The organism is Colwellia sp. MB02u-6 (genome assembly GCF_014077095.1).
In the GTDB taxonomy this organism is placed as follows: Bacteria; Pseudomonadota; Gammaproteobacteria; order Enterobacterales; family Alteromonadaceae; genus Cognaticolwellia.
Genome location: NZ_JACGVG010000014.1, coordinates 1 through 19,959, shown reverse-complemented (window position 1 = coordinate 19,959; position 19,959 = coordinate 1). Strand labels below are relative to the sequence as shown.

Here is a 19,959-nt window from a genome sequence, read left to right as displayed (position 1 = left end):
TGTACAGTACGAGTTCAGTACGAGTTAAGTAAGCACTTAAGGTCAGTGCTTAACGCGTGACTTTTGATTTACACGCCGTTATGCACTACTAATAGCGTTAAAGTTAGCTGTTGTTATCAGTGGTATTCAGATAGAATTCGGCCCTTACTTTTTAGCGACTTGCAAAAAGTAAGCTTTAACTCTCAGCAACTTCCTATTTCTTCTTAAACGGCATGAAACAAACAATGAATGATAAAATAATAGTAACTCATAACGGTAATTTTCATGCGGATGATGTTTTCAGTATCGCTGCACTTAAAAGCATTCTTCCTGCTTTTACTCTTATACGCACACGAGATTTAGCCGTTATCGCCAAGGCTGACATTGTGATTGATGTAGGGGGTGAATATAATCCAGATGCAGGCCGTTTTGATCATCATCAACGTGGCGGCGCAGGTGAGCGTGAAAATGGTATTCCTTATTCTTCATTTGGTTTGATTTGGCAAAAATATGGTCTAGAAATATGCCAAGGTGATGCAGATGTGGCTAAGTCGATTGATACCGGTTTGGTATCAACCATCGACGCTATTGATTGTGGTCATGTTCAAGGGGTTTCAACCGGTATTAGCCTGAGCCAAACTATTTCAATGTTTAACCCCACGTGGCAAGAAGAAAGTCATTTTGATCTTTGTTTTGATGAAGCAGTGGAGTTTGCCTCGCGAGTTTTAGCCCGTTTTATTGCTTCTGCAAGCGGTGGCATTAATGCTAAATCAATTGTGGCGAAAGCTGTTGAGAACGCAGCAGACCCAAGGGTTATCGTATTAGAAAAATACACCCCTTGGAAAACAACGGTTCACACGTTATCTAAAGAAGCCTTGTATGTGATTTATCCGTCGGGCTCTGGACCCTTTAGAATTCAAACGGTACCGGTTGAATTAGGCTCATTTGAAGATCGCAAGCCATTGCCGAAAGCATGGGCGGGTTTAGCGGACCAAGCACTACAAGAAGTCAGCGGTATTGATGACGCTATGTTTTGTCATAATGGTTTGTTTATTGCCGGTGCACAATCGTTTGAAAGTGTGATGAAAATGGCCGCTATAGCACTAGCAGAATAAGCGTAGCAGTTGTTAACATAAAGTCTTAAGAGGTTAAGTTATACCAATCTCACTAATTATCTGATCATTTTTACTGGTTAAAATAACCCACTACTGCGTTATTTATTTAATAATTAGAACAACTAGTTATTAAATAAATTCCTTATATTTGGCCATTTTTCCTGCATATAAAGTAGACCACCTAATTAATGAAATTGGTATTAACTGTATTTAAGGTAAATAAATTAGCTTAAATACAGTTGCACAAGGATTTACTTTTCGTGCCTTACTACTGGGTCATTATCTGCCTTAGCGCTTTTTGTTATATCGTTAAAAGGCCTTTACTGTGGGTTAATCGCGGCTTGCATAGATTGCTCTGCGACTTGTTCTAACCAAACAAAGTCTATTGTTTGGTGAGCTTCACAAATAAACCAAGGTTCGCGTGAATCAGGTTCTAACATCACACCATTGTCGATTAAATTAAGCGCGAATTGCGTATATAAATCGCTGTTAGTTTTTTTCCAGTCACGATAGTTTTGCGGTACTTTGGCGCCAAAGTGCACACCAAACATAGCATTTGGGCCGGCAAAACAATGTTCAATATCAAACTTGCTAAAAACACGAGAAAGTAATGTTTGAATTTTTTGCCCTACATGGTCAATAGTTTCAAGCGCATCAGTTTCTTTGAGTATCGTTAATGTTGCTTTTGCCGCACTTAATGCCACCATGTTAGCGGTATAAGTTCCGCCATGAGTCACACCATTTTTGTCAAAAGAAATAGCGCCCATTACCTCAGCTTTGCCACCAAAAGCAGCAACAGGATAGCCATTGCCCATGGCTTTAGCGTAAGTGGTGATATCGGCGTGGATATTATATAAGGCTTGAACGCCACCTTTAGCGACACGAAAACCAGTTTTTACTTCGTCCATAATCAGTAAAGCGCCGTTGGCGTCACAGATATCACGTAGTTTTTGCATGTAGGCTTGCGTTGATGCAATAGAGCCACAATTGCCCATAATAGGTTCAATTAAAATGGCGGCTATGTCATCGCCATGTTTGGCAAATACAGCGTCAATGGCATTAAAGTCATTTAGCGGCACACTTACTTGATGTTCGCGGGTGCTTTGTGGAATGCCTGCACCAAAAGGAATGATTTCTGGCGAGTTTATATCGTCAGCATCCCAGTTATCCACGTCAGATTTCCACATAACTTCATCATGTAGCCCATGAAAACCGCCTTCAACCACAACAATTTTATTTCGCTGGGTATAACCTCTAGCCGTGCGAACAGCACCAATAACCGCTTCAGTACCTGAATTGGCAAAACGCATTTTGTCGATGTTAGGACAAAGTGATTTCACTAACTCAACCACGTCAGAATCAAGCCCGGTTGAAAAGCCAGAAATAGTACCCACATCAGTAATTGCATTAATAACGGCGTTATCGACGCGTTCATCACGATAGCCTAAAATAATAGGGCCGTAGGCTAAACGAAAGTCAACAAAGGTCTGCTCGTCGCAATCGGTCACTGTGCAGCCTTTCATGCTACTCAAAAATACGGTATTTTCCTCTCCCCAATAACGGTAGCTATCGGCAACACCTAACGGCATATTGGTGTGGGCTCTTTCGAGCATTTTGGTACTATTGGGCTTGTTTTTTTTGGTCATAAGAGGTTCCAATCAAACTAATTTATTTTAATATTTGGACTATAAATTTAATGCTCGAGATAATACAGGGATAGTGCCAAGTCAGGAAGCGCTACTTACACTTTTTCGAGACATAAGAGTGAAGGTGACTTATTCTTAGCCAAAGTTTTAGCCAAAGTTTACGGCTCAAGTGCTCAGTGCAAAATTTAGCTAAATTTATTACTTCATTTTAAGCAGTTAACCAAAGCGACACTTTAGTATTAACAGCAAAATAAGTGAATAAAAAAAGCCCTTACCTGTCACAGGTAAGGGCTTTTTAATTAGCGAAAAACTATTATAAAATTAATCCTTTTTCGCTAAAATTCTCAACTTAAGATGATCAACTTAAGTCTTGTAAACCTAGTTACTATAAACCGAAGGTACGAGATACAGAGAAAACAATGCGTGAATCTGCACTATCAATATTCATGTTAGTATCTTCAAGTGCCAGGTTAAAATCAAAGCCTTCATAACTAGTCATATATTCAACACGAGCATGATTGTAAGCGTCATTACCATTCCACGACCATTCATTGACATCGCTTGACGTTGAACGATCGAAACTGGCTCTAATATTATGACCTGGCGCTACTTCAAAAGTATGAGCAACCATGGTGATATAATGTCCAGCATCAAGACCAAAATAGTCCCAGCTGTACCAAAAGTTTAATTCGGTATTACCTAGCGATGAAGTGTAGTTAAACTTGGCATAAGCCTCTGGATAATTATAAGTATCTGAAGCCGAATCACCGTGGTAGGTATAGTAAGCAATACCCGCATCAAGGCCTGTTTTTTCGTCAAGTTGAAAGTAATTTCCTACGTAAACATCCAATTCAGCATTGGTGTCGTCAGCGTTGCCAAAATCTACAGTTGATGCCCAAGCGCCAGTATAAAAACCGTCAGCGCCTGCGTAATCTAAACTTGCTTGTAACGCAGGATCATTGCCTGTTTGGCTAACACCATTAAAGGTATAGTCAGACGTTAAATTAACTGTTGCCGATACATCAGCTAATGCTGCTGAAGAAGTGGCTAGTAAAAAACTTGTTGCTAAGGCAATAATACTTTTATTCATTATTTGTATACTCATTTAATTAGGTTACTTGTTCTAGTTTGGTAAAGTCGATTTTATTTTCTTCTGGTGAACTCTCTATTGCCGCTACTTCGTTAAATTTTCTTAACAGAATATAACCAAAGCAAGTAAAGAATAGTCCGATAACTACAGCGCCAACCCATTGGATTTGCAAGAAATCTAATTTGAATAGCAAGGTCAGTAAACTCAAGGCAATAATATTACCAAAGAAGTATTTAACTCTACCTATACGCGCAACGCCTATCTTCAAATTGTCTGTGTATAAGCGGATCAATGAATCGAGAGAGTTAATGACAAAAGTAATACCAACAAATGCCATGGCAAGATTATAGAAACCAGTAGTTTCTATGCCGTTTAGGCTGTAGTAATACAAGACGCTAAACCATACGGCGATCGGAATAGACGGAAAGATCAACATCGCCAGTAGTACTTGATAAGTGCGTAAACCACTGACAAAACGGGCAGTAAATTGGCCAATCATAATACTCCATGCAAACCACCAGTAAAGGTAGAACTCATGATAAGCATTCATTGGCAGCACAAATTCGTGGATGCTTCCAAAGTAGCCGCCCAACATGGAAAAGGTATTGGCAAAATCGCCAATGCTTGAGTTTTCACCAAAAAATGCGCCGCCCCACATCACGGCAATTAACGCGATAAAAAGCCAAGTGGTGGATAGGCTCAAAATGCGCACATAACGTATGTTGGTACTTGAATACACCGCAAAGGCGATCACCAGTAATACAATTAAGTAAAAACTACCAACAACAGACTCACCATCACCAAGTTCTGGCATATACCAAGGTAAGTTAGACAGTAATAAATAAGCGGTAAATGCACAGGTGCCAATAATCACAACGTTATTAATGAATTTAACCAGCGGAATTTCAAAAAATCGTACACGCGGTTCAATAACACAAAAGTAAAAACAGGTGAGAAAGTAAAAGCTCCAAATAAGAAAGGCCCAAAAACCAAACTCAATAGCTAAAGGATTGGTGAAACCATATTCAGGACTGGTGGCTAAATCAGCGTAGCCGGCAAACTCAGTTAATGGGAACATAATAAGTCCCACATCGAGTCCTGAGGTAAATAAAATGGCAATAAAGGTGAAGGTTTTAACGGGTGTTACACCAACACAGCGAATATTGCCCCATCGATATAATATAAATGCGATTGCGGAAAAGGTAAATAACATTCCTGCTGATAACCATGTGGTCATGATAGTGTCCTTATTACGTTTTTAATCAATATTAAGATAATTAACTCCCATTTCTTTCTTCTAGTTATAGTGTTCAATATCAAGCTTTTAGGTTTGAATGATCAATTATTTCGCCAGGTAATATACCTAGGCATATTACCTGGCGATGATAATTAATCTTAGTTAGAACACTGATGATTACACTTTAGTTGGTAGTGCGTTTTGCTGCAGTTGAACGTTGTTGCTCTTGCCAGTTACCCGCTATGGTAACTGCGGCGTTAGATGGCGCTAACAGTGCTCGAGAACGAATAATATCGGCGGCACGTTCAGCAACCATAATGGTGGGTGAATTAAGGTTACCGTTAGGAATTGTTGGGAATATTGACGAATCAACCACTCTCAATCCTTCAATACCATGGACGCGCGTTTGTGGATCAACCACAGCCATTGCATCTGTACCCATTTTGCATGAGCAAGAAGGGTGGTAGGCACTTTCAACAGACTGGCGCACAAAACTGTCAATTTCTTCATCTGTTTGCACATGAAGGCCCGGCTGAATTTCTTCGCCGCGATAGTTATCAAGCGCTTGCTGGTTGATAATTTCACGGGTTAGGCGAACACAGGCACGAAATCCTTCACGGTCTGCTTCGTGTTCAAGGTAATTAAAACGAATTTCTGGGTGTACCTTAGGATCGTTTGATATTGCCTTGATTTGCCCACGACTTTTAGGCTTATTATGGCCAACATGCACTTGAAATCCGTGACCTGCAAAAGCTTCTTTACCGTCATAACGCATGGCTGCTGGTAAGAAATGATATTGTAAGTCGGGCCATTCAACGCTGGCTTTAGAGCGAATAAAACCACAAGACTCAAAATGGTTGGTTGAACCTAAGCCTTTTTTACTTAATATCCAGCGTGTACCGATCAGCAGTTTACTCCACCAATCTAACTTGCCATTAAGGGTAATAGGCTGTTTGCACTTAAATTGAAAATAAAACTCTAGGTGATCTTGCAAGTTTTCGCCAACACCTGGTAAATCGTGTTTTACTTCAATATTAGCGGCTTCAAGCGCGGCTTTAGGGCCGATACCCGACAGTTGTAAAATGTGGGGTGAGCCAATGGAACCAGCCGATAAAATAACTTCTTTATGTGCTGAAATATCAACCACTTTACCTTTGTGCTCGTACCTAACACCAACGGCTTTTTTACCCTCAAGTAGCACTTTATGTACCAGCGCATGGGTAATAACTGTTAAGTTGTTACGCACCATTGCTGGTCGTAAATAAGCGTTTGCCGTTGACGCACGCACACCGTTTTTAACCGTCATGTGCATCGGGCCAAAACCCTCTTGTTGACCGGCATTATAATCTTGAGTTTCAAAGTATCCGGCTTCTACTCCGGCATCAATAAAAGCTCTGTAGAGCGGGTTTTTCATTTCATTGCCGTTGTTTACACCCAGCGGGCCATCTTTAGCACGATATTCATTGGCACTAAATGCCCAGTCTTCCGACTTTTTAAAATAAGGTAAACAATGAGCGTAATCCCACTCATGTGCGCCATGTTGTTGCCATTCATCAAAATCTTTTGCGTGTCCACGTACGTAAACCATGCCGTTGATTGAAGACGAACCGCCTAAAACTTTACCTCTAGGGCAATGCATACGTCGATCATCAAGAAACGGCTCTGGCTGGCTTTCAAATTGCCAAGCGTATTTTTTTGAATTCATCGGAATAGACAATGCAGTGGGCATTTGAATAAAAATACTTTTATCGCTGCCGCCAGTCTCAATGAGCAAGACATTGTTATCACTGTCTTCACTGAGACGATTTGCTAAGACACAGCCAGCAGAACCTGCACCTACAATAATGTAATCAAATTTTTCGCTTTTCATTTTAAACCTTTTTAATAATTTACTGCATGAAGACCTTTTTACGATTTAACTATCGAACAATATTTGCGTTGTTCTGTGCGTTAAAAAGGACTATCGAGTGGCTGTAATCCGATATACACCGCTTTAATTTGGGTGAAATAATTCAGCGTAGAAAGGCCATTTTCTCGACCGACACCTGAACTTTTGTAGCCACCAACAGGCATCTGCGCAGGTGAGGCTCCAAAGCTGTTTACCCAACAAATACCGGCTTCTATCTGATGAACGATTCGATGCGCACGCGTAATATCTTGGGTAAATACGCCTGCGGCTAAGCCAAACTCTGTAGCATTGGCTCGGCGGATTACTTCGTCTTCATCGGTAAAGGTTAATACGCTCATAACAGGGCCAAAAATTTCTTCACGGCAAATGGTCATCTCGTCGGTACAATCACCAAAAATAGTTGGTGCAACAAAGTAGCCATCAGGTGCATTATCTGGCTTAAGTGATGTGCCACCATGCAGCAGTGTTGCCCCTTCTTTAATACCAATATCGATGTACTCTTGTACTAAGTTCATATGTTTAGCTGAAATTAGGGCACCAAAGTTAGTGTTAGGGTCCATTGGGTCGCCAATAACAATATTCTTTTTAGTACGTTCGAGTAGCTTTTCTATAAAAACTGGATACAGTGATTCTTGTACAAATACGCGCGTTCCGTTTGTGCACACTTCACCTTGGGTATAAAAATTACCTAACATAGCAGCAGAAACAGCATTGTCGATGTCAGCATCATCAAAAATGATCAGAGGTGATTTACCGCCTAACTCCATAGTGACATCTTTTAGTGTACTCGCTGCAGCCGCCATCACTTTTTTACCTGTACCGACTTCACCAGTAAAAGAAACTTTAGCAATCTCTGGATGATGGGTTAACCAAGCGCCTACTTCGCCAGCGCCTTGAACCACGTTAAATACGCCGTTGGGTAATCCTGCTTCGGTAAATATTTCTGCCAGCTTTAATGCGCCCAACGGGGTTTCTTCAGAAGGTTTGAAAATCATCACATTACCGCAAGCTAATGCTGGCGCTGCTTTCCAGCAAGCAATTTGTAATGGGTAGTTCCAAGCACCAATACCGGCGCAAATACCTAATGGTTCACGGCGTGTATAGTAAAAGTCGCCATCAACAGCTTGTTGCGTTCCTTCTACGCCAGGCGCTAGCCCAGCAAAAAATTCGATAGAGTCAGCGCCGGACAATACATCAACTTCTGATGCTTCTTGCCATGGTTTGCCAGTATCAAGTACTTCAACTTTGGCTAATTCGTCATTACGCTCGTGTAATAATGCCACAGCTTTAAGTAAAATTCGGCTACGTTGTGTAGCACTCATGGCAGACCAAGTAGCAAAACCAAGTTTTGCACTGGCTATCGCTTTTTCTTTAACCTGTTCATCGGCAACTTCAACTTGATAAATAACTTTGCCTGTTGCTGGGTTAATCACATCAAATGTTTCACCACTCGCATTTTCTATATATGTACCATCGACATAATTTTTATAACGTATTAATGACAAGTAATATCTCCATATTGGTTAATTTGTTCGTTGATAAAGTTTTTACATAATTGTTCAGCTTGGATAAATTCTGTATCAGGCCTTGGACTTAATGCACAGCGCAACCACAAACCATCAATCATTGCAGCGGTTTTCATCGCGGCTATTTTGGCTACATCTTCTGCTAGTAATTGACGATATGAAAACAGCAGATTGCTATACAAGCGCTTACTATTGATATTTTGTAATCTTTTCAGCTTTGGATCATGCATTGACTCGGTCCAAAAGCTCAGCCAAGCCTTTATGGTGGGAGTAGAGCGTTGAAATGAGGTGAAGTTTGCCTCTATCACCATTTTAAGTCGCTCGGTTGCATCAAGTTTTTGGCTAGAAACACGCTCAAGCAAGGCTAACCTTAACTGTTCTAAAAGGTGCATTATAGTGGCTTCAATTAGGCCCTGTTTGCCACCAAAATAATGACTGATAATACCCGAGGATAGGCCGGCAATACGACTAATGGTAATGATGGTGGTATTTTGTAAACCATACTCGCCAATCGATTCTATCGTGGCATTAATGAGTTGTTGTTTACGTATGGGTTTCACTCCAACTTTAGGCATAGGCTTCTTTATTTTTTATTGATTGAACGTTCAATTAATATCTATACTAACGGTTTTTGATGAAGTTATCAAACTTGCTTGCAATAATAAAAATAGCGGCAGGTACCGAAATGTGCGGTTTTTGGTGTTTTTACTGTGCTATAGCTGAGTAATGATGGCTATAAAATACATGGCATAAGTAGCGTTAAAGCTTAGGGGTCTAATGATAATTTTTGGGTAAATTGACCTAGATGTTGTTATTTTTACTTAAGGTGGTTTGGACTATGTAATAGCAATTTGATTAATTATCGGCTCATTTTAAAGGGTTAAAATGAAAAAATACGACCTTAGATAATTTATAAGATGAATAACTACAGGCTACATTTTATCTCTAGTATTTAGCCCTTTTTCCAGACAAAAAAGTAGCACACTTAATCCAATGGCTATCACTAGAACTGACTGGGCTAAAATTTTCCTGCGCCTTTGATGCCAGCAGGAGAAAGATGCCAGCGGGAGAAAGATGCCAGCGGAAGAAAGGTAGCGTTGAATAAAATAATGAGTACATTTGTGTCTCAACAAGTTAAAAGCGCAACAGAAAGTAAAAGTCGTCACGCTATTCTATCTAAACCTTGCTGCTTGGGCTTTATAAAAGTGATAAAGCCCAAAAGTTTAGAATTTAGAGTTTAATGTGTTGTGTAAACGTGTCGAGCAACTCGTCTTTTCTATGCGTGACAAATAGTAGGGTGGAGTTACTCTCTTTCATGATCATTTTAATGATTTTCAATATACGATGGCGATTAAATTCATCTAAACCTTGTGTTATTTCATCAAGGATTAATAACAAGGGCGCCTTGATTAGCGCTCTAACAATAAGGGCTAATCTTTGTTCACCAAAACTTAAATCGTTAAATAATATTTTATCTTTATTATTTAAGCCAACCTTTTTTAACCATTGCTGAGCGTATGTTGTTTGAAATTTTTCAGGCTGTTGGTACAAGCCGATAGAGTCAAAAAAACCGGACAGTACCACTGTCAGTAGATTTGAGTTTACTCGATATTGACGATGTAATTCAGGCGTGACTATGCCCATGTCTTTTTTTAGTTGCCAAATGCTTTCTCCACTACCCCGTTGATGGCCAAATAGGGTTAAATCATTACTATAGCATTGTGTACATTCGCCGGTTATTAAGTGTAATAACGTTGATTTACCGCTACCATTTGGACCGGTAATTAAGGTATGTTGCTGTGGTTTAACGGTGAGATTTAGCCCCTGAAAAATGGTTTTATTTTGATAGCGCACTGTGCCATTAACTAATTTGACCAAATAATCATGCGGATTTAACGCCGTGTTATAGAACTGTTCGGGCAGGGTTATTTTCTCATTATCATTTTTAAAAAAATCATCAAGCTTAGCTTGTGTATCAGCACAATGTTGAGCGCCAATAACACTAAAGTCACCCTGTTTAATTATCGCTAATTGCTCACACCATTCAGGAATGTCGCGACGATTTCCTAATAAAATAATGACGGTTATATCACTATTTTGGATAATATTTTTAAACAATATTGATAAGGTTTCACTACTTTCTTGATCTAAACTGTCAAAAGGGTCTTCACAAACAATCAGCTTTTTTTCATGTAATAGCGCTGAAAGTAAAAGCAGCTTTCGCCCTTCACCTGAGCTTAATTGACGGTAACCTGAGGTTAATAAATGCGCTAATCCTACCCGCTTGATCAGTGGATGGTTTAGCTTATCTTGTGGTAAAAAATCTTGCACAGGTGTGCCAATATCCTGCTGATCTTTAAAGTTGCTAGTATCGATTTTTAACTCGTGTTCATAAATTTTTTGTTGTTGCTCAAAAGAAATAATAGCGATTTCATTTGGCGCAGGTAACAAGATTACCTCGACAGAATGTGGGGTTAATTCATCAGATAACAATTGAGCCAGCTGCTTTTTTCCTGAGTCATTAGTGCCCATGACACACCAAGTTTTAGATTCACCAATAGGCCAAGTCTCGATCATTAATTTTGTATGACAATAGCTTTTAATCTCAAATTTATTCAAAATAAACAACTTTTCAAAACAGTATGCGCTATTATTTTCTACCACTTTGTACTTTGCAAGCCTAATAATAGATATTGTTTTATTTCAGAGGTTAATTCCCATCACGTAACTTCACTCGACACAGACCTTGATGCCGTGTGAATTTTCATCGAGAGACAAAAAGAAAAAAATCATCATCGCATAACAGTGACTTATAGCGGTTTTATTAATGAGTGGCTCTGCTTTATATACAGGTAAAATATATATATAAACAACCCAGTATTAGCTTATTGTAGCAGGTGAAATGTTCAGGGAATTAGTCAGCTTGGTTATCTATTTTATCAGCAAAAGCATTGGTAATAGAGTTGGCAGTATAATCGACAGTATAATCAGCAATAAAAAACCCCTAATCATAAATATTAGGGGTTTGTTTTTAGACTTTAGCTAGTGAGTGAATTAACCTGTAGCCTATAATGAATGTGGCTTTATCGATTAACCGTTGCTAACATCTTCAAAGTCAGCATCAATAACATCTTCACTTTTAGCTTCATCGTTGGCCGCCTCACCTTGATGTTGTGCTTCTTGGGCCTTTTGTGCTTGCATAATTTTACTGTATGCTGCTTGCAAGTTCTTTTGTCGCATTTCAATCGCGGCTTTGTCATCACCATTAACAGCCATTTTCAGTTGCTCAATTAAAGTTTTAAGCTCAGTCTGCTGATCATCACTCAAACTTGCCATTGATGTTTGCACAGTATGAATTAATTGATCCGCTTGGTTACGTTGCTCAACTAACTCACGCTTTTGCTTATCTTCAGAGGCGTGACTCAGTGCATCGTTTACCATGCGATTAACTTCGTCTTCTGTTAAGCCACTTGATGCGGTAATTTTAATGCTTTGCTCCTTACCGGTTGCTTTATCTTTCGCGGTGACATTTAAAATACCGTCTGCATCAATATCAAAGGTAACTTCAACTTGCACTGAACCGCGTGGGCCAGGATTAATATCGGTTAAGTTAAATTGACCTAACGATTTGTTGTCTGTCGCCATTTCACGTTGGCCCTGTAACACATGTACCGTTACGGCGGCTTGATTATCTTCTGCCGTTGCAAAGGTTTCAGAGGCCCGTGTTGGTATGGTGGTATTTTTCTCAATAAGCTTGGTCATTACTCCGCCTAAGGTTTCAATACCCAGTGACAATGGCGTAACATCAAGTAACAACACATCACCCACTGTGCCTGACAACACACCGGCTTGTATGGCAGCACCCATGGCAACGGCTTCATCTGGATTAACATCTTTACGTGGTTCTTTACCAAAAAAGTCTTTAACTGCTGCTTGTACTTTTGGCATGCGTGATTGACCACCAACCAAAATTACTTGGCTAATATCCGCTTTGCTTAAACCAGCATCCTTTAATGCTTGCTCACACGGTGCTATGGTGCTTTTGACCAAGTCATCAACTAATGACTCTAATTTAGCCCGAGTCACTTGTATTTTTAAGTGTTTAGGGCCGCTCGCATTAGCGGTAACGTAAGGTAAATTTATGTCAGTTTGTAATGCTGACGACAATTCAATTTTTGCTTTTTCCGCGGCTTCTTTAATACGCTGTAACGCTAAAGGGTCTTGTTTAATATCAATTCCGCTTTCTTTTTTAAACTCATCAGCAAGGTAATTGATTAAGCGTAAATCAAAATCTTCGCCGCCTAGAAAGGTATCGCCATTAGTGGCTAATACTTCAAATTGTTTTTCTCCTTCGACATTAGATATTTCAATAATAGAGACATCAAAAGTACCACCACCTAGATCGTAAACCACCACTTTTTGGTCAGCTTTATTGTTTTTGTCGACACCGTAAGCTAATGCCGCAGCGGTAGGTTCGTTAATAATACGCTTAACATTAAGCCCAGCAATTTTACCTGCGTCTTTAGTTGCTTGGCGTTGTGAATCATTAAAGTAGGCTGGTACAGTAATAACCGCGTCTGTGACTGTTTCACCTAAATAAGTTTCAGCATCTTTTTTCAATTTACGTAAAATTTGTGCTGACACTTCCTGTGGGGATAAAGCTTTACCATTAACTTCAACCCAAGCGTCACCGTTACTTGCTTTTATAATTTTATAAGGCGCTAATTTAATATCTTTTTGTACCTCCTTATCATCAAACTTACGACCAATTAAGCGCTTAATCGCAAATAATGTATTGCTTGAGTTAGTCACCGCTTGTCTTTTTGCGGGTTGGCCGGCTAATGTTTCATTGTTGGCATAAGCAACAATGGATGGTGTGGTGCGGCTACCTTCTGCATTTTCAATAATTTTTGCCACGCCGCCTTCCATAACAGCGACACACGAGTTTGTTGTACCTAAATCAATACCGATAGTCTTAGACATAATAATCACCTATTCTTTTTAAAAGTACTTAATAAAAAAGGTCTGATGCTTTATGGCTATTACCAGTAAGCAGTTAGACCATATAAAAAACCTTGAATAAACCCAAGGTGTTTGGTTAGTGGCGCTATATTACGCAAGCTAATAAAATGCTTCTGTCACAAATATGACAGTAGCGATGATTTTTTATTTTTTACTTTTTTTAAAGACAAAAATCAGCAAATTAACCCGGTAAATAGCTAAGATAAAATGTTTGTAAAGCAATATTAGCTTTTGCTATATAGCGATAACTGGTTAGAATAAAAATACTTGCTATTGCAACAACTAAAGCTATTTATTTATGCATAAAAATGTCACTCATTTACCTCAAAAAGCCAGTCTGGTACTCGTCAGGCAAGCTAATATTTTTGCAGACTTACCCATAAAGTTAATTGAAGACTTTCAACAAGAATTTCAGCTTGATGAATGGCGCAAAGGAGATTATTTTAATTCAGATTTATTAACCCAGCGCTTTTTTGTGGTGATTGATGGCAGTTTAGAAATTAAACAAAGTAACCCTGAAACTGGCCGAGAAGCTACGTTAGATATGCTTTATGCTGGCGATTGTTTTGATTTAATGGTGTTATTAGATGATCAACCGCATGATGTTATTGTTTCACCCTTAACCACAATAAAACTACTGTCAGTAAAGCTGGTAACAATGCGACATTGGCTGTGGACTTATCCTGAATTTAACCAACAGTTTATGCCTTATTTAGCGAAAAAAATGCGTGAAAAAGAGCAGCAAGTCAGTAGCCTAGTTTTACACGATGTTACTACGCGTTTAAGCCGTATTATTTTAGAGCATATTAATAAAATTAAGTTTTATACCGGCGCTAAAACAGAAGAACATCAGCATCATTTAGTTAATGGCTTAAACGATGAAACCTTGGCGCGAATGACAGGCTCAGTCAGGCAAGTAATCAATAAACAATTACAGCACTGGAAAAAAGCTGGCACCATTGATAAAAAACGTAATCAACTGATTGTTAAAGATTTAGAAGCTTTAGAAAAAGCGGCTAAATACAGTCAAGACTTAACTAATTCGCCATCTATTAAACGCTGACTGCGATAACGGCTAATGACTAATGACTAATGACTAATGACTAATGACTTAGCCAAGCCATTATCACTTTAATATCGAGCAGAAGGTTTTACTGGTTATTGTTATGACTTTTTTCTATGCTAATTTTTAGTACATTAAAGCGGGTGATCTTTATTAAGGTGAAGGCTCTTGATAACACTAGAAGAATAACTAGATGGATAATAATGGTTATTTTGAACAGATATTCACCGATACATTCGTTATTCTCAATCAACTTAAAGTAGACTCAGAATGATGAAATGTTACACAAAGCGTTCAAGTTGCTCATAAAAAACAACAGACCGCGATCCGAAAATCAATATTTACTTCAATGGTTAAACAAAATCTAGCACATGTTTTTTTGATAACAGGAGTTAGAAAATGTTTGGTTGGATAAAAAATAAGCGCACGGATGAGTTAGTCCTTGCCAATAAAGAGAAGGATAAGCGCGCGCATGAGTTAGTCCTTGCCAATAAAGAACTTGCCTTTCAAAATCAAGAGAAAGATAAGCGAGCAAATGAGTTAGCTATTGCTAATAAAGAACTTGCTTTTCAAAATAAGGAAAAAGACAAGCGAGCAAATGAGTTAGCTATTGCTAATAAAGAGAAAGATAAGCGCGCGGATGAGTTAGTCCTTGCCAATAAAGAGAAGGATAAGCGCGCGGATGAGTTAGCTATTGCTAATCAAGAGAAAGATAAGCGCGCGAATGAGTTAGTTATTGCTAATCAAGAGAAAGATAAGCGAGCCGATGAGTTAGTCCTTGCTAATAAAGAACTTGCTGTTCAAAATAAGGAAAAAGACAAGAGAGCAAGTGAGTTAATGCTTGCCAATCAAGAGAAAGATAAGCTAGCCGATGAGTTAGCCATTACCGCCAGTGTATTTAGCCATGCCCGTGAAGGTACCTGCATCAGCGACGCCACAGGCAATATCATTGACGTCAATGCGACTTTTACGACGGTAACGGGTTATAGCCGTGAAGAAGCCATTGGACAGAACTTAAGTATTTTTAAATCCGGACGACAATCACCAGAGTTCTATGCCGATATATGGCAAACCGTATTGAATGATGGCTTTTGGTCTGGTGATATATGGAGCTGTCGTAAAAATGGTGACGTTTATCCTGAAATGCTCAACATTAGTTCGGTCAGAGGTATTGATGGTCAAATAAGTAACTATGTTATCTTATTTACAGATATCACTTCGATGAAAGAATACCAGAGTCAATTAGAGCATATTGCCCATTACGATTTACTTACACACCTACCCAACCGAAAGCTACTTGCTGACCGATTATCTCAAGCTATGTTGCAGCGCGACCGTCATCAGCTGTCACTCGCTGTCGCATTTCTAGATTTAGACGGTTTTAAAGCCGTTAATGATACTCATGGACATGATGTAGGTGATCAACTATTGACAGTGCTCTCACTTCGTATGAAAGAGGTATTGCGTGAATTTGATACTTTAGCGCGTATTGGCGGTGATGAATTTGTCGCCGTATTAGCGGATCTAGCCAGAGTTGAAGATTGTAAACCGGTATTAGATCGGTTGTTATTGGCAGCGTCTGAACCGGTTTTAATGGGTAAGCTAGTCTTAAATATATCAGCTAGTATTGGCGTCAGCTTTTACCCTAACGATGGTGTCGATGCCGACCAGCTCATGCGCTATGCTGATCAAGCTATGTACGTGGCTAAAAAATCAGGTAAAAATTGTTATCACTTACTCGATATGGCTCAAGATAAGGCTGTGAGAGTGCAAAGAGAAAGCCTAGAGGCTATTCAAAGTGCATTAAATAATGATCAATTTGTACTCTACTATCAGCCTAAGGTAAATATGAAAACAGGCGCGGTAATAGGGGTTGAGGCGCTTATACGCTGGCAACATCCGATAAGAGGGCTATTAAACTCAGCTGATTTTTTGCCTGCCATGGAAAATAACACCATGAGTATCGAGTTTGGTGAGTGGGTGATTGATAACGCACTAACACAAATTAGCCAGTGGCAAAAAATAGGGCTTAATCTCCCTATTAGTACAAGTGTAAACATTTCAGCATTACAATTGCGGCAACCTGACTTTACCCATAGGTTAACAGCACTATTAGCAGCCCACTCCGATGTTGAACCCGGCTATTTAGAGCTAGAGATACTGGAAAAAAATGCTTTAGATGATGTTTATCATGTATCAACAATCATGCAAGCCTGTATGGCCTTGGGTGTAAAATTTGCCTTAGATGATTTTGGCACAGGCTATTCGTCCCTCACTTACCTTAGACGATTACCAGCCAACGTCATTAATATAGACGAGAGCTTTGTGCGAAACATGTTGCATGATGCCGATGACTTCGCCATTGTTGAAGGTATAATAGCCTTAGCTAAACCATTCAAACGTGGCGTGATTGCAAAAGGTGTAGAAACGATTGAACAGGGCATGGCTCTATTACAATTGGGCTGTGAATTAGCACAAGGTAATATTATTGCCAAACCTATGCTAACCAGTGATGTTCAAGCCTGGGTAGCTAATTGGAAGCCCGAGGCAAGTTGGGATCCTGATGCGAGTTGGGAGATATAAATAGCCATTTACTTGGGATTATCCACGGTTCACTTTAACCACTGATGCTAAATTTTTATTTTGCTGTTGATGACGACAAGCACTATGACTTGTTGTAGATAGCTCTGTTGAGTGACGAACTGAAGTACCTTTAAGTATTACACACTCACAAGCGCTTTAATTACTTGTTATTTAGCAGGTTTCTTCTTGTTTTTGAGTGTCTTTTTTAGGTTTATAAAGCTCTTTTTTATTTTTAAGAAACAGTTTTAATTTACTGATACACTCTAAACAGTGAATATGTTTGATTAACTAGGTCTCTTGAATTAAGCCTTAAGTGCAAAAAATACAGCAAGGTGATAAGCCTAAGGTTAAAAATTCTTGATACTGAAGAGAAAAAGCGGTTTAATCATGTAACTTTTATAGTTATACATGTAACTAAGTGTATGGTTAAATGTATAAGTAAACATAGAACTAGCACGTATAACTGAACAAATGTTTATTTAGCCATCTTATCTGTCAGAAGAGTTAACAAAGATGGTCAATAGTTTAAACATAAGCAGGAACTAGACGCTTCGAAAACGCCTCGCGATATATCATTTTTCGACATGCCACTAATTAAAAGGAATTATTATAGCGTCTAGGCGCAGATTAGGATAAATGATTTTTTGACAACTGTTGTGTTAGTAATGCGGCAAAATTTTTTCATGCTGCTGTTATCAATACCTTAGTAATTCTTTCGCTTTTGTCGAGTTTTACTATTTCAGCTAGCAAATAATATAACAAGCACTGAGAAAAATTATAAAAACTACAAATCGAATCTATCAATACTTATTTCCAAAACGACAGTTTATTGTTCGTCAAAATGGTGAAATAAGATACATTAAAGCCTCATCTAAAGTGCAACTTAGCCTTGTTCTATTGATTGCTTTAACTTTTACTTGGCTGTCGTTTAGTAGCTTAAAATATTTTTCACTTAACGATCAAGTGTCACAAAGCCAAGATCAATTGTACCAGTCACAAAAATCTTTAGACCAGTTAGTGTTGAAATATCAAGACAAACAGAGCCAGTTGCAGCAGCAGTTACTACAAGTACAAGAGCAACAAGAATTACTGCAAAACGTATTGGATTCACTACCTACAGCCATAGTTGATCCTAAGCATGAAACTATTGGGCAAACTAGTGATGCAACTCCTCCTGATATTGACCTTAACTCAGAAACAACAAGTAAAACTGATGATCCCATATGGTCGGTTATGCAGCAAAGCCAGACTGACATTGCCCAATTGAAGCAAAAACAGCAATTTAGTTATCACCAATTAGAACAGCAAATAAGCAAACGTAAGCAGGTACTTGAGCAAGCAATGAAACTGGCGGGCGTGTCTAGTGCATCTGTGCTTAAGCAATGGACAGCTCCTGCTTTAGGGCAGGGCGGTCCACTAAACCAAGTGCTAGCCCAAGAACTTGATATTGATAATAAAAACTTGATAGAGAAATTACTCAGTTTAACCGAGCTAGAAGCGGCACTAAGTAATATACCGGTAATTTTTCCGGCAAAAGATTATTATATTTCCAGTCTTTTTGGTATTCGTAAAGACCCGATGCTTAAACACCCTGCAATGCATAAAGGCATTGATATGGCAGGTTGGATAAAAACTGAAATATTTGCTGCGGCTGACGGCACTGTGCGTCGGGCAGGAAGAAACGGTAGCTATGGCCGTTTTATCGAAATTGATCACCACAATGGTTTTATGACACGCTTTGGTCATCTACATAAAATAAAAGTAAAGAAAGGGCAAGAAATCAGCAAGGATGATGTTATAGGTTTAATGGGCAGTAGTGGGCGCAGCACCAGCACCCATTTGCATTATGAAGTTCTTTTTAATAAAAAACAGATCAACCCTCTTTCACTCATTAAGGCTTTGAAAAATGTTCTCTAAAAACAAAAGTAAAGACGTAGCGGTAGAAAATAAACTCAGTAAAAATAGTAACAAAATCCCCTCGATTATTAGTCCTGACGTCAATATTGTTGGTAACGTATCTAGCGAAGGAGTGATCCAACTTGACGGTAGAATTGAAGGCGAGATACATGTGAGGCATTTAACGGTTGGTATTCATGGCTTAGTTGAAGGAGCTATTTGTGCTGAAGAAGCCATTATTAAGGGTAGAGTTACCGGATCTATCAAGGCGCAGAAGGTGATACTAGAGAAAACGGCAGAAGTGCGTGGTAATATTCAACATGAGGTTATCAGCATAGAGGCTGGCGCTGTTATCGAAGGTAAAATCAATCATATAAGCGAAAATGTAACTGAGCTAGCAATGGCCAAAAAAAGCGCAAAACCGAGTGACAAACTCAGTGCAGAAAAAATGCTACAAGAAAAATAAACTTCTCCTCAATCTCAGTTATAAGTCGACGAGCTGATTCGTTGAAAAACACTGCTTCAGATTTTAAAATTTGTCTATTTTTACAGATTTAAATGTATTAGCAAAAGCCAAAAAATAGAGTTATATTTTTATTTCAATCAACTAATTTTGCATATTAGTTTAATTTTAGCCAAATTGCTTAGCGACTTAAAGTTAAATGGTGATTACTATAAACTGACAATATTTTATTTTAAGCAGTATCGATTATGAATAGTACAATAGATCATAGATAGTATAATAGGTCATGGATAGTATAATAGGTTGTTTTATCTAAAGACGATAAACAAAATTCACACTTAAACGGACAACCACGCGAGGCTTCAACATATAGCAGACGATGGGTTAAATCTTCATCGGTATAATACTGATAAGGTGATGCTAGCTCATT

13 protein-coding genes are annotated in these 19,959 nt (G+C 38.8%); 5 read left to right on the top strand and 8 right to left on the bottom strand.

The window, feature by feature from the left end; genetic code table 11:
- Positions 1–224 precede the first annotated feature (224 nt).
- The gene (locus H4J46_RS00115; RefSeq protein ID WP_182231575.1) at positions 225–1,094 is read left to right on the top strand and encodes an MYG1 family protein; all 870 of its coding nucleotides are present in this window, start codon (positions 225–227) and stop codon (positions 1,092–1,094) included.
- A gap of 320 nt (positions 1,095–1,414) precedes the next feature.
- Here H4J46_RS00115 and H4J46_RS00110 read toward each other — a convergent pair whose 3' ends face one another.
- The 8 genes from H4J46_RS00110 to dnaK all read right to left on the bottom strand — a co-directional run bounded on the left by H4J46_RS00110 (position 1,415) and on the right by dnaK (position 13,485).
- Positions 1,415–2,740, bottom strand: coding sequence for an aspartate aminotransferase family protein (locus tag H4J46_RS00110; RefSeq protein ID WP_182231574.1), 1,326 nt, complete (start codon positions 2,738–2,740; stop codon positions 1,415–1,417).
- A 385-nt stretch (positions 2,741–3,125) separates the two neighbouring features.
- Positions 3,126–3,830, bottom strand: a complete 705-nt coding sequence (locus tag H4J46_RS00105) for a TorF family putative porin (RefSeq protein ID WP_182231606.1) — start codon at positions 3,828–3,830, stop codon at positions 3,126–3,128.
- 19 nt (positions 3,831–3,849) lie between these two features.
- Positions 3,850–5,067 carry a BCCT family transporter gene (locus H4J46_RS00100; protein WP_182231573.1) on the bottom strand — a complete coding sequence of 406 codons (1,218 nt, stop codon included), beginning with the start codon at positions 5,065–5,067 and terminating at the stop codon, positions 3,850–3,852.
- A 184-nt stretch (positions 5,068–5,251) separates the two neighbouring features.
- On the bottom strand, positions 5,252–6,937 hold the full coding sequence (gene betA / locus H4J46_RS00095) for a choline dehydrogenase (RefSeq protein WP_182231572.1): 1,686 nt from the start codon (positions 6,935–6,937) through the stop codon (positions 5,252–5,254).
- An 80-nt stretch (positions 6,938–7,017) separates the two neighbouring features.
- Entirely contained in the window at positions 7,018–8,481 is a 1,464-nt protein-coding gene (gene betB, locus H4J46_RS00090) for a betaine-aldehyde dehydrogenase (protein ID WP_182231571.1), read from the bottom strand.
- A complete protein-coding gene (betI, locus tag H4J46_RS00085; RefSeq protein WP_182231570.1) occupies positions 8,472–9,077 on the bottom strand; it encodes a transcriptional regulator BetI in 606 nt (201 codons plus the stop codon). Before betI ends, betB begins: the two co-directional genes overlap by 10 nt.
- 655 nt (positions 9,078–9,732) lie before the next feature.
- Positions 9,733–11,121 carry an ATP-binding cassette domain-containing protein gene (locus H4J46_RS00080; RefSeq protein ID WP_259365610.1) on the bottom strand — a complete coding sequence of 463 codons (1,389 nt, stop codon included), beginning with the start codon at positions 11,119–11,121 and terminating at the stop codon, positions 9,733–9,735.
- 471 nt (positions 11,122–11,592) lie between these two features.
- Positions 11,593–13,485 carry a molecular chaperone DnaK gene (gene dnaK / locus H4J46_RS00075; RefSeq protein ID WP_182231569.1) on the bottom strand — a complete coding sequence of 631 codons (1,893 nt, stop codon included), beginning with the start codon at positions 13,483–13,485 and terminating at the stop codon, positions 11,593–11,595.
- A 337-nt stretch (positions 13,486–13,822) separates the two neighbouring features.
- On the opposite strand from dnaK, the gene H4J46_RS00070 reads away from it, so the two are divergent.
- From H4J46_RS00070 to H4J46_RS00055, 4 genes are all read left to right on the top strand, one after another.
- Positions 13,823–14,587 carry a Crp/Fnr family transcriptional regulator gene (locus H4J46_RS00070; RefSeq protein WP_182231568.1) on the top strand — a complete coding sequence of 255 codons (765 nt, stop codon included), beginning with the start codon at positions 13,823–13,825 and terminating at the stop codon, positions 14,585–14,587.
- A 399-nt stretch (positions 14,588–14,986) separates the two neighbouring features.
- Complete coding sequence (locus H4J46_RS00065; protein ID WP_182231567.1) at positions 14,987–17,170, top strand: bifunctional diguanylate cyclase/phosphodiesterase; 2,184 nt, start codon at positions 14,987–14,989, stop codon at positions 17,168–17,170.
- A gap of 876 nt (positions 17,171–18,046) precedes the next feature.
- Positions 18,047–19,087, top strand: coding sequence for a M23 family metallopeptidase (locus H4J46_RS17460; RefSeq protein ID WP_182231566.1), 1,041 nt, complete (start codon positions 18,047–18,049; stop codon positions 19,085–19,087).
- Entirely contained in the window at positions 19,077–19,532 is a 456-nt protein-coding gene (locus H4J46_RS00055) for a polymer-forming cytoskeletal protein (protein ID WP_182231565.1), read from the top strand. The genes H4J46_RS17460 and H4J46_RS00055 overlap by 11 nt, the downstream gene beginning before the upstream one ends.
- Positions 19,533–19,959 lie beyond the last annotated feature (427 nt).

What these genes read in the sequence shown, in the direction of transcription:
- H4J46_RS00115 (WP_182231575.1), top strand. Translation starts at nt 225, where the DNA reads ATGAATGATAAAATAATAGTAACTCATAACGGTAATTTTCATGCGGAT.
- H4J46_RS00055 (WP_182231565.1), top strand. Translation starts at nt 19,077, where the DNA reads ATGTTCTCTAAAAACAAAAGTAAAGACGTAGCGGTAGAAAATAAACTC.
- betA (WP_182231572.1), bottom strand. Translation starts at nt 6,937, where the DNA reads ATGAAAAGCGAAAAATTTGATTACATTATTGTAGGTGCAGGTTCTGCT.
- dnaK (WP_182231569.1), bottom strand. Translation starts at nt 13,485, where the DNA reads ATGTCTAAGACTATCGGTATTGATTTAGGTACAACAAACTCGTGTGTC.
- betI (WP_182231570.1), bottom strand. Translation starts at nt 9,077, where the DNA reads ATGCCTAAAGTTGGAGTGAAACCCATACGTAAACAACAACTCATTAAT.
- H4J46_RS00070 (WP_182231568.1), top strand. Translation starts at nt 13,823, where the DNA reads ATGCATAAAAATGTCACTCATTTACCTCAAAAAGCCAGTCTGGTACTC.
- H4J46_RS00105 (WP_182231606.1), bottom strand. Translation starts at nt 3,830, where the DNA reads ATGAATAAAAGTATTATTGCCTTAGCAACAAGTTTTTTACTAGCCACT.
- H4J46_RS00110 (WP_182231574.1), bottom strand. Translation starts at nt 2,740, where the DNA reads ATGACCAAAAAAAACAAGCCCAATAGTACCAAAATGCTCGAAAGAGCC.
- H4J46_RS00065 (WP_182231567.1), top strand. Translation starts at nt 14,987, where the DNA reads ATGTTTGGTTGGATAAAAAATAAGCGCACGGATGAGTTAGTCCTTGCC.
- H4J46_RS00100 (WP_182231573.1), bottom strand. Translation starts at nt 5,067, where the DNA reads ATGACCACATGGTTATCAGCAGGAATGTTATTTACCTTTTCCGCAATC.